This window comes from Candidatus Phytoplasma palmae, from assembly GCF_046896035.1.
Taxonomy (GTDB): Bacteria; Bacillota_I; Bacilli_A; order Acholeplasmatales; family Acholeplasmataceae; genus Phytoplasma; species Phytoplasma palmae.
In genome coordinates this window covers 1-12,012 of record NZ_JBIPDD010000010.1, presented here as the reverse complement: position 1 = coordinate 12,012, position 12,012 = coordinate 1, and the positions used below count along the sequence as shown (strand labels likewise).

8 protein-coding genes are annotated in these 12,012 nt (G+C 20.0%); 1 reads left to right on the top strand and 7 read right to left on the bottom strand.

Translation table 11 applies throughout. From position 1 onward, the window contains the following. Positions 1-330: 330 nt before the first annotated feature. From pth to ACHMP6_RS01455, 6 genes are all read right to left on the bottom strand, one after another. Positions 331-912 (bottom strand): aminoacyl-tRNA hydrolase, encoded by a 582-nt coding sequence (gene pth, locus ACHMP6_RS01480; RefSeq protein WP_412097764.1) that lies wholly within the window; start codon positions 910-912, stop codon positions 331-333. A 27-nt stretch (positions 913-939) separates the two neighbouring features. Next, positions 940-3,717: a cation-translocating P-type ATPase gene (locus ACHMP6_RS01475; RefSeq protein WP_412097763.1), complete on the bottom strand. Its 2,778-nt coding sequence runs from the start codon at positions 3,715-3,717 to the stop codon at positions 940-942. Between the two features lie 345 nt (positions 3,718-4,062). Continuing rightward, positions 4,063-6,693, bottom strand: a complete 2,631-nt coding sequence (locus ACHMP6_RS01470) for a valine--tRNA ligase (RefSeq protein ID WP_412097762.1) — start codon at positions 6,691-6,693, stop codon at positions 4,063-4,065. Positions 6,694-6,833: 140 nt separating this feature from the next. Then, on the bottom strand, positions 6,834-7,427 hold the full coding sequence (gene yihA / locus ACHMP6_RS01465) for a ribosome biogenesis GTP-binding protein YihA/YsxC (RefSeq protein WP_412097761.1): 594 nt from the start codon (positions 7,425-7,427) through the stop codon (positions 6,834-6,836). Between the two features lie 188 nt (positions 7,428-7,615). Continuing rightward, positions 7,616-9,022, bottom strand: a complete 1,407-nt coding sequence (locus ACHMP6_RS01460) for a hypothetical protein (RefSeq protein WP_412097760.1) — start codon at positions 9,020-9,022, stop codon at positions 7,616-7,618. A gap of 163 nt (positions 9,023-9,185) precedes the next feature. Continuing rightward, positions 9,186-10,586 (bottom strand): Wadjet anti-phage system protein JetA family protein, encoded by a 1,401-nt coding sequence (locus tag ACHMP6_RS01455; RefSeq protein ID WP_412097759.1) that lies wholly within the window; start codon positions 10,584-10,586, stop codon positions 9,186-9,188. Between the two features lie 213 nt (positions 10,587-10,799). Between ACHMP6_RS01455 and ACHMP6_RS01450 the strand changes: the two genes are divergently transcribed. Next, complete coding sequence (locus ACHMP6_RS01450; RefSeq protein WP_412097758.1) at positions 10,800-11,423, top strand: nitroreductase family protein; 624 nt, start codon at positions 10,800-10,802, stop codon at positions 11,421-11,423. 392 nt (positions 11,424-11,815) lie between these two features. Here ACHMP6_RS01450 and ACHMP6_RS01445 read toward each other — a convergent pair whose 3' ends face one another. Beyond that, entirely contained in the window at positions 11,816-11,959 is a 144-nt protein-coding gene (locus ACHMP6_RS01445) for a hypothetical protein (protein ID WP_412097757.1), read from the bottom strand. Positions 11,960-12,012: the final 53 nt, after the last annotated feature.

The window sequence follows — 12,012 nt, the reverse complement described above, 5'->3', positions numbered from 1 at the left end:
TTTTAATTAAAAAAATCATCTTCAGTTTTCAAAGAATTAAAATTAAGATAAAAAATAAATATACGAATTTCAACTTGTTTCAAATCAAAAAATTTAAATCGATAATTAATTAATACATAATCAAAAAATAATTTAATAAATTTATTTTTTTATTCTAAATTATACAAATAATTAACTAACAAAATATTAAAAATAAATTGTTAAAAAAAATTTTTTAAAAACAAAATAAAAAAGCAATTTTAAAACAATTTTTATACTTTTATTATATCATATTGATTAAAAAAATCAATGTTTTTTGTAAAAAAAAAAAAATTTTTTTAAAAAAAAAAATTATTTTATTTTTTTATTTTTACAAAAAGAATTAATTATCTTTTCAAAAGAAATTCCTTGAACAAAATTAATTAAAAAATCAGAAAACAAAGGAAAATTAATTAAAATTTTATTTTTAATATCTTTATCCAAAGTTTTTAAAACATATTTCTCTATTTTTACTATACCATCATATCCTACTCCTATTTTTAATCTTTTAAATTCATTAGTTTTCAAATTATCAATAATATTTTTTATTCCATTATGACCACCATGCCCCCCTTTTGTTTTAATTTTAAAACAACCAGGATTCAAATAAATATCATCACTTATGATTAAAATATCATCATTTTTAATCTTATACTTTTGCATAATTTTATAAATAACATTTCCAGATAAATTCATATAGCTTTCAGGTTTCACTAATAAAAATTTTTTATCTTTTATTTGCATACAATAAATCAAACTAGAAAATTTTTTTTTACAAAAAAAAATATTTTTTGGAAATTTATCTAACAAATAATCAACTAACATAAAACCTATATTATGAGGAGTTGATTCAAATTCAACTCCAGGATTACCTAAACCACAAATCATTTTCATTTTTTTTATTCTTCTTTTTCTTTATTATTAATTTTGTTTTTTTGAAAAAAATTTATAAATAGTGTCAAATAATAACATAATAAAAATACAAGATGATAAAGTAATATAATCAAAAAAATTTATTTTTTGTGTTCCAAAAAAATCATTTAATGAATAAAAAGACTGCGAAATTAAAACAAATAAAAAAATCTCACAAAAAATACCAAAATATAAAAGTTTATTTTTTTGTTTTATTGTTTGCCAAAAATAAAGTTGATCAGAACGACAAGCAAAAACATTTCCGATTTGAGAAAAAATAACAGAACCAAAAGCCATTGTAGATGCTAATTTAAATTCAACCATATGAGACATTTGTTTAAAAGGAATTCCTTGTTGATATAATTTTAATCCTCCAAAATATAAGAAAAAAATCAAAGTTAATATACCTTCTATCATTCCTAAAAAACCATAACTTCTTTTTAATAATTTAAAATCTAGCAAATGATCTTTATCTGTTATAGGTTTCTTATTTAATAAATTATTTTTAGGTTTCTCAGCGCCTAAAGCAATAGCAGGAATTAAATCTGTGATTAAATCAATAGCTAAAATTTGCATAACAGTTAAATAAAGAGGAACACGAAAAAAAGCCATAAAAATAATAGGGAAAATTTGTGGAATATTAGAACAAAAAACATAAGTCATAAATTTTTTAACATTATCGTAAATTCCTCTAGCTTCTAAAACAGCTTTAGGTATAGTAGAAAAATTATCATCTAATAATATCATATCAGCAGCATTATGAGCCACATCTTTTCCAGATTTTCCCATAGCAATACCAATATGAGCAGCTTTCATAGCTAAAATATCATTAACTCCATCCCCTATTACTCCAACTACTTCTTCGTTAGCACGATATGCTTCTACAATTTTCAATTTATGTTTTGGCGTTGTTCTAGAAAAAAATATAGGTTTTGTAGTTTTTAATTTTTGTTGTAATTCTTCAAAAGACATTTGATCTAAAGTTATTCCATCTATGTTAATATAATCATCATTAGTTATAATGCCAACTTGTTTACCAATAGAAATAGCTGTAGGTCCATAATCTCCAGTAATAACAGTAATTTTTAAACCAGCATTTAGTAACTTTTTAACAGCATCACGAACTTCTATTTTAGGAGGATCATAATTAACAGCAAAACCTAAGAATACCATATCTTCTTCTTTAAAATCTTTTTGTTCTATTTTTTTATAAGCAATTGCTAAAATACGATATCCTTGTTTCGATAATTGCTCATTTTTAAAGGAAAACATTTCTTTTTCTTTTTTAGAAAAATCAGTAACTTTTCCTTTTTTATATTGAACATTACATTGTTCCAAAAGAACATTTGGAGCACCTTTTACAAATAAATATTTACTTCCAATATCATAATGTTTTTGTGATACATTATTAACCAAAACACTCATTTTTTTAGTTTCAGAAGAAAAAGGGTTTATTTTTTCTGTTAAAAAACTATTGCGAATTTTATTAATATCTAAACCATATTTGAAAGCAGCAATTAATAATGAACCTTCTGTAGGGTTTCCGACTATTTTAAAATCTTTCAGATTTTTAGAATCATCAATTAAATTTGCTTCGGAACACATTACAGCTGCAACAAAAAGTTTACTAATAATCTTATTACACTTAATATTGTTGAAATTTAAAATTTTTCCTTCTTTCTGAAAACCATTTCCAGTAATTTCAATCATACCATCAGGGAATATTATTTTATTACAAGTTAATTGATTTTTAGTTAAAGTTCCAGTTTTATCAGTACAAATAACTGTTGCAGAATTTAATGTTTCTACTGAAAATAATTGTTTAATTAAAGCCTTATGCTTAGCCATTCTTTGTGAACCTATAGCTAAACTTAAATTAATAGTGGGCAATAACCCCTCAGGAATATTAGCAACCAACATACCTAAAGCTACAACTATAGAAGGTATTAAAATTTTTTTCCAAGAAACTTCTGAATCATAAAAACGCCATAAACAAATAAAAAACACAATTACAGATAAAATAATAGCAATAAAACTAATTATTTTAATAACTTTATGTATTTCTTTTTCAAGAGTATTTATTCCTTTATTTATATCTTGAGATAAACTAGAAACTTCTCCGATTTGTGTATTTTTTCCAATATCATAAACAATAGCTTTAGCGCTACCTTGTGATACTGTTGTTCCGGCATATACCAAATTAGATATTTCTGAAATAACTTTTGTTTTTTTAACATTAGGAATAACGTTTCTATTTAAAGGTATAGTTTCCCCTGTCAAAATAGAATTATCAACAAAAAAATTATTCGCTTCTAATAAAACAGCATCAGCAGGTATAGTAACTCCTACTTCCAAAAATATTAAATCTCCTATAGTTAAATCAGTAACATCTATAATTTGTATTTTATTATCTCTATAAACTTGAATCTTTTTAGGTATCATTTCACTCAAAGAAGATAAAATTTTATCAGCTTTATGTTCTTGAAAAAAAGAAAAAATACCATTAACAATAACTACTGAAATAATTGATATAGCTATAGCATTTTCTTCAATTAAAAAAGCTAAAAAACCTGATATCCATAACAAAATAGCAAACAAAGAAGTAAATTGTTTAATAAATTTTTTTATAAAAGAAAAATTTTTACCTTTTTTAATATTATTAAAACCATATAAAATTTGTCTTTTTTTAACTTCTTCTGTGTTTAATCCTTCAAAACTAGTATTAAAATATTTAAATATTTCTTCTTTAGAAAAACTACTAATTTCAAAAATATCTTTTTTTTTCATTTGTTTATATTCCTCTTGTTAAAAATATTAAAAAAATCAAATAATTAAAATAAAATAATAATTAAATAATTATACAAAAATTAAAATATTATAAATAAAATATAAAATTTTAATAAATCATAATGTTTTTGTATTAAATATTATGCACTCAATTGTGTTTTTTTTATATGATCTTCTTAATTTTTTTCTATTTAGACAAAATTTTTTAAATTTATAAAATCTCTACTGAAAAAAGTAAAAAAAATTTCTTTTTTTAAAAAACAAAAAATATTTAATTAATTAATAATCAAATTTTTTATTTAATTAAATTATTTTAAAAGTAAGGTTATTATATCAAATAATTTATTATTCTTCATCAACATCTACAATATTATTTTTTACTAACTTGTTATATTGATCCAAATATTTTTGATATTTTTCTCTTTCTTCTTGAATTTTTTTACTATTAGCTTTTGTTAAAAACATTTTATTATTCAAAATATTTTCACTTCTTTTAATTTCAAATAAAATATTTTTTTTTCTTTCTAAAAAATTATTTTCCATTTTACCTTTATTTAAATTCAAAAAAATTTTCTTTTCCATAAAAAGAGAAAAATTTTCTTCAGAAAATAAGCAAAAATATTGATTATTATCTTTTATATTTTCAATTAATTCAATTTCAGAAGCTTTTAAAAATTTTTTTAAAGGAATTATCAAAATTTCCAATTTTTGAATTTGTAATTTAGGAGCTTGAATATATAATTTTAATAATTCTTTAGAAGATAGTTGATAATTTTGTCTAAAATTTCTCATTTGAATAATTATTTTTTTTAAACAATTAAATTCTTTTAAAGATTCTTGATCATTATAATCTAACTTAGGCCATTGAGAATGTAAAATAGATTCTTTATTAGTCAAATTTTCGTAAATAAAATCAGTAACAAAAGGAATAAAAGGATGTAATAATTTCAATATACTTTTTAAAATGTATAATAAAAATTTATGAGTATTTAAATTGCTATTCTTCTTGTCTTCTTTTAAAGAAAATTTTAAAAATTCTAAAACCCAATTAGAAAATTCTTCCCAAATAAAATGATACAATTCATGTCCTATAGTATTAAATTCATAAACATCGTATAAAAAATTATGTTTTTTAATTAATTGACATAATTTTGTTAATAAAGCTTTTTCAGGTAATAATAAAGATTCTTTTTTAAAATTAGTTTTATTCGTAAAAATATTATTTTTAATTAAAAAACTAATATTCCAAATTTTATTAATAAAATTCCAACTATTTTTTATTTTTTTTTCATCAAAATACAAATCAGAACCTACAGAAGAATTAGTTGATAAAAACCATCTTAAAGAATCCGTTCCATATTTATTAATTATTTGAATAGGATCTATTCCATTACCTTTAGATTTAGACATTTTTTTTCCTTTAATATCTCTAACCAAACCATGCAAACAAACATCTTTAAAAGGTATTTGATTGGTTAAATACATACTTTGCAAAACCATTTTTGAAACCCAAAAAGTTAAAATATCATATCCAGTTACTAAAACATCTAAAGGAAAACGATTTTCAAATAAAGAAAATTCATTATTATCATTATTCCATCCTAAAACACTTAAAGGCCATAAAGAAGAAGAAAACCAAGTATCTAATACATCTTTTTCTTTAACAAATCCATTCCCAGGATCTTCAGACTGTATTTTAATTTCATTATTTTTATACCAAGCAGGAATAGGATGTCCCCACCATAATTGACGCGAAATACACCAATCTTCAAAATTTTTTAACCAATTATTAAAAATATTAAGAAATCTTTTAGGGAAAAAATTAATTTTATGTTGTTTTAGACAAAATAAAGATAATTGTTTTGTTTTTAAAAACCATTGCAAAGATAATCGAGGTTCTATCATTGATCCAGAAATAGTTGAAATTCCTACAGAATGTTTATAATCTTCTATTTTTGCAACAAAATTTTTTAAATTTAATTCTTCAATTAATTTTTTTCTACAATCTAAAATTTTTAAATTTCTATATTCTAATGCATTATCATTCATTGTTCCGTTTTTATTAATACAACTTATATTTTTTAAATTATTTTTTTTTCCTACTTTAAAATCATTTTCATCATGAGCAGGAGTAACTTTTACAACTCCAGTACCAAAATTAATATCAACTGATTCATCACTAATAAGAGGTATTTCAATTTTTGTATTAGGAATAAAAAATTTTTTTCCAACTAAATCTTTATATCTTTTATCAGAAGGATTAATCATTAAAGCCTGATCCGCAAAAATAGTTTCAGGCCTTGTAGTAGCAACTTCTAAAAAAAAATTATTTTCAATTTTTTCTTTTATTTCGTTTTTATTTTTTGAAATAAAATATTTTAAATAAAATAACTTTCCATCAATTTCTTTATAAGAAACTTCCACATTAGATAAAGTTGTTTGTAAAACAGAATCCCAATTAATAATTTTATAATCACGATAAATAAAATTCTCTTTATACAATTTTATAAAAACTTTTTCAACAACTTTACATAATTCTTTGTCTAAAGTAAATTTTTCATTTTTATAATCTAAAGATAAACCTAAACGAGCCCATTGAGAACGAATATTTTCAGCATATTTTTTTTTCCATAAATTAGCATATTTTAAGAAAATTTCTTTAGTTAAATCTTTTTCTAAAAAACCTTCTTGTTTTAATTTTTGTTTTATTTTACTTTGAGTAGCTATTCCGGCATGATCCATTCCAGGCAAAAAAAGAACATTAAACCCTAACATTTTTTTTCTTCTGATAAGAATATCTTGTAAAACATTATTCCAAGCATGACCCAAATGTAATTTTCCAGTAATATTGGGCGGAGGAATCACAATAGTAAAATTCGGTTTATTATTTTTTTTTTCAGTTTCAAAATAATTTTTTTCTAACCAAATTTTATATCTTCCTTTTTCTATATTTAGAAAATCATATTTTTTTTTCATTTTATTTTAATTATCCTCTAGTTATCTAGTTAGTAAAATAAACAAAAATAATTAAATTTAAAAAAATCATTTTTGTTTAAAAAATTAAAAAAAAATTTTATATTTAAATTAACTTTTTTAAAAAAAAAATATTTATAAACTTATGTCGTTATTTTATCAAAAATTACTCGAACAATTTCATTTAAACCTTCTTTTGTTTTACAAGAAAATAAATACATAGGAATATCCATTATATTTAAATCAAAAAATATCTTTTGAATTTCTTTCAATCTGGAAAATACTTTATTTTTAAGAACTTTATCTTTTTTATTTAAGATCAAAATAACAAAAAAATTAAGATCTTTTAAGATTTTATATATTTTTAAATCTAATAGAGTAGGTCCAACTTTAAAATCGATTATTTGAAAAATTATTTTAATAGAAAAATTATTTTGAATAAAATTATTCAAAATATTGATCATATTATTTATTTTTTTTTTACTTTTTTTTATATAACCGTAACCAGGAGAATCTACAAGATAAAAAGATTCATTTAATAAAAAATAATTTAAATACATAGTTTTTCCAGGATTTTTCGAAACAAAAGATATTTTTTTTCTATTAGTTAAAGCATTAATAAAAGAACTTTTACCAACATTACTTCTTCCGATTAAAAAAATTTCTTTTAAAACAGGTATAGGACGATTTTTTAAATTATCAATACTTTTCACAAAAATACATTTATTAATAATCACTTAATTTAATTCCTTTAATTGCTTTTAAATAAAATTAAAAAAGTAAAATAAAAAAATATAAATATAAAAATATTTTAAAATTTAATTTATTAAATTATTATTTGGATTATAGTTGAGTTTTTACTTTATTTTTTATAACATAAGTACTATTTTTTCACATACACTACTTATAAATAAATCCTGTTCATTCACGATTCACGAAACATAACAGGATAAATTTTATTTGAAAAAACAACTTTTTCATGTACGCTCTTATTATAAGAAGGTGCAACAGAATTAGAAGTTTCTACAACAACATTAGGCTTAATTTGGCTATTGTTAATATTAGAATTAGTAATATTATCTCTTGCTATAGATGATTTTTTTTCTACATTGATATGATGATGTTTTTGATCGTGCTCAGGAACAACATCCTTATTAGAAGAAGACGAAGACGTATTAGGAATATTAGTTAATTTGTCAATATTATTGATATCAGAAATATTATCTCTTCCTGAAGATGATTTTTTTTCTATAACGTTATCATCTTTTTTATCTTGTGCAGGAAAATTAACCTCACTCGAAGAAGGAACAGAAACATTAGTTAAAATTTTACTATTATTGCTATCAGAAATATTTTCTTTATCTTTGTCTGAAGATGCTTTTTTGTCTAAAACATTATCATCTTTTTTATCTTGTGCAGGCGAATTAACCTTACTCGAAGAAGGAACAGAAACATTAGTTAAAATTTTACTATTATTGCTATCAGAAATATTTTCTTTATCTTTGCCTGAAGATGCTTTTTTGTCTAAAACATTATCATCTTTTTGATTGTGTAAATTCAAATTATCCATAGCAGAAGTCGGAAACAAATTTGGAACATAAGGATTAGGTATAAATTTACCAACATTGGTATCATAAATATTATCTTTCCCTGAAAAGGCCTGTTTTTCTTGTGCAGGAAAATCAACCTTACTCGAAGTTGGAACAGAAACATTAGTTAAAATTTCACTATTATTACTATCAACAACATTATGTCGTTCTGAAGATTCTTGTTTGTCTATATTATTATTTTGATTGTTGTCATTTGTTTGATTTTGTTGATTAAAATCAACAGTATTATAATTTCTATATTTTTCAAAACCAATATGACCAACATTATTATGTATTTCATTTCCTATATAAAAAGGAGACGAAAATTTATGAGGAACAACACTAGAAAAACGATCCAAATCATTTATTTTTCTTTTTTTTATTATTGAATTATTATCATCAAATTTCTTTTTTTCTTCGATAGAAAAAGATAAAAGAGAATCGCTTTTAGAACTTAATTTACCATTATCATTAATAAAAGAGTTTTTTTTATCGATATCATCATTTAATTTTTCATCTTTTTTTGTTGTTTCAGATAAAGAATTTAAAACATTATCTTCTTTTTTATTTGTACTTTTTTTATAATAAATTTCCTCATAAAAAGAATCATCTTTTTTTTCAACATTATCTAATTGTATTTTTATCTTGTATTTTAATAGTAAAAACAAAAAAAATATAATAATAAAAGAAAAAAAAATAGATATTTTAAAATAATATTTTTTATCTTTATTTTCGTTTTGCATTATTGTATAAAAAAATCTTCCTCTCTATCTCTACATATTATTTTACATTATCAATATTATATATTATTAAAAATATAAAAAATTTTTTTATATAAAAAAAAAAATATAATTTAAATATTTAAAATTTTACATGAATTTATTTTTAAAAAATATTATTTCTTCTCTAATGTTTATTATTATTTTTTGGTTTTAAAAAAATTAAAAAATTAGAAAAAGTAACATTATTACAAGTAACTCTTTGATTTAAAGCTTGAATTTGATAAATATTATTGTTTTTAAAAACAGAACCAGAAAAAAGATAAATCAAAATAAGTCTAGATATATCCTTATCATTACTTAAAGACATTTCAGAAGCTTTGAAAGGATTTTTAGTAGAATTCAAAAGTTTTTTAACAAATATATTAATATTTTTTTTATCGTAAAAATAATCTCTCTCTAAAAAAATTTTTTTCTTTTTATTTAAATTATTTTTCATCTCTATAGACAATAAATCTATCGAAGAAACAATTAAATTAGATTTTTGTGCTCTAGGTTTATATAAAGAAAATTTATCTAAATTTTTAATTTCGCAAAGATTAAAAAAATCATTATTTATTTTATTTTCTTTAAGAACCATCTTAATAACATCATATAAAATATATTTAATACTATTTTTTTTATTTTCAAAAAATAAAATCTTTTCACAAGCAATTTGCAAATATTGTTCATTTTTTTGATCTATTACAACCATAATTTGGTCTATTAATTGTAAATTATCTTTTATAGTTCTAAATTCATTTATTATATTGTTATAAGAATCCTCTTCAGAAACACTATTTATTATTTTAAATTGTTCAGTAAGTAATTGTATATATTTAGGTTCATCATCAATTTGTTGCAAAAAAAAATTTATTTGCCTACGATATTTAAAAAAATTATCAGTAGTTTTTAATAAATAATAAGAAGAATCAAAAAAATTTTTTTTATAATCCAATAATAATTGTTCTAACACATTTTGAACATTATTATGAAAATTAGTATTAGTCAATTGATAATAAAAACGATAAATATTAGCTTTCAAAACTTTTAATTTTATTAAAAGACTTTGAGTTTTTAAAGAAGCTTCTTTAAAAGTAACATAATTTTTTTCAGATAAAAACAATTTTAAAAGAGAATAAATACTATAAATATTTCCAATAGATTCTGGCTTAATTTTATTAAGAATTTTTTTCAAAAAATAAATCATTTCCAAACTATAATCAAAAAAATTTAAATTAACAATACAATGATTAACCCTTTCTTCTGCTAGCCAACCGTTTTTCTTTAAATTATTTAAAACTTTGAAAGCTTTTTGACGATTATCATTTATTATTTCTGTTTGATTTTCTTCTTCTAAAAAAATTTTAACTTTATCATCAAAATATTTTTCTAAAACATCTATTGCTAAATTTTTTTGGATATTTAATTCTTTATCTTCGTTAGCTAATGATTCTAAAATTAAAAGACAATCTATATAAATATCTTTATTAGGTGAAGCAAACAATTGAAAAAAATTAGAAGGAATAATTTTAAATAATCTTGACATAAATTTATTTTTCTTTTTTATATTTTTTTAATTTTTATTATTCTATTATTAATTTTAATAATAAAATATTAATATATAACAAAAATTTATTTTATGATAATAATATTTTTGTAAAAAATTTTAATTTTAATTTTTGGAAAAAAAGATAAAAAAATTATTTATTGTAAAATAAACTGATAAATAATTAATTTTTAAAATATTAAGGAATAAAAAATGCAAATCGAAACAGTTAGATCATTTAAAAAAAATCATAAAATTCCAAAAGAAATTTGGGATAAAATTTTTGAAGAAATTCGCTTCACTCCTTCTTCTTTTGACTTACAACCATGGAGATTTTTTATAATAGAAAGTCAAGAAAATAAAAATAAATTAAAAAAAATTTTAATAGGTAATAAAACACAATTAGAAACAAGTTCAGCTATAATTTTACTTTGTTGTTGTTTAAAAAAAATTAAATTAAGTAAATATATTTACCAAAAAAAATTTTTAAACAATCAAATCAATGAAAAAGAAAAAGAAATTATATTAGAAAATATTAAAAATTATTATCAAAAAATTAATAAAAACAGATTACAAAACGAAACATCTTTTGAAGGAGGTTTAATTGCTTTACATTTTGCGCTAGTTGCTCAAAAATTAAATTACAATATATGTTTTATGGGAGGTTGTGATTTTGAAAAAATTAATGAATCTTTATTAATTTCAAAAGATTATTTACCATTAATATTAATAGCAATAGGGAAAAAAGAAAAAATTATAAATAAAACAATAAAATCAAATTATAAAACAAATTCTGTTTTCAAATTAAAACAAAAAGATTTTGTAAATTTTATATAAAAAAATAAATAAATAAAAAAATTAAATTATTAATAATAGATATTTTATAAAAAAATTAAAATATCTTTTTTTTATATATTAAAAAAAATGATTAAATAAAAATTTTATACAAAAATATAAAATAAAATTAAATTTTTAAAAATATAAAAAATCCTTTAATTATTTTTTTTAATTAATAAATAAAAAAAATATTTTTTAAATGGTGGAGATGAGGGGAGTCGAACCCCTGTACAAAGCTAATTTTATTTCAATTCTTCTACATATTTATTTTGTTTTTTTAAAAACAAACAAAATTATTTAAAAATAAAAATTTATTTTTTTAATTACAAAAAATAATTTAAAATTAAAAAACTCAGTTTAAAAATATAAATTATATAATTTATATTAATTCTTTAAGCTGTAGCTGTCACCATCGTTGGAAAAGCGTTAGCGTTTAAAGAATTAAAATGATAATTATTTTCATCAACTTTCGGTTGATTTACAATTTTATTTTTGCCAGTTATTATTAACCTCAAAGTTTTTACTTGCTTAACCAATCGAGATAGAATTAGACCGTTTTTCTATTACTAGATATTAATCTAAGCCCCTC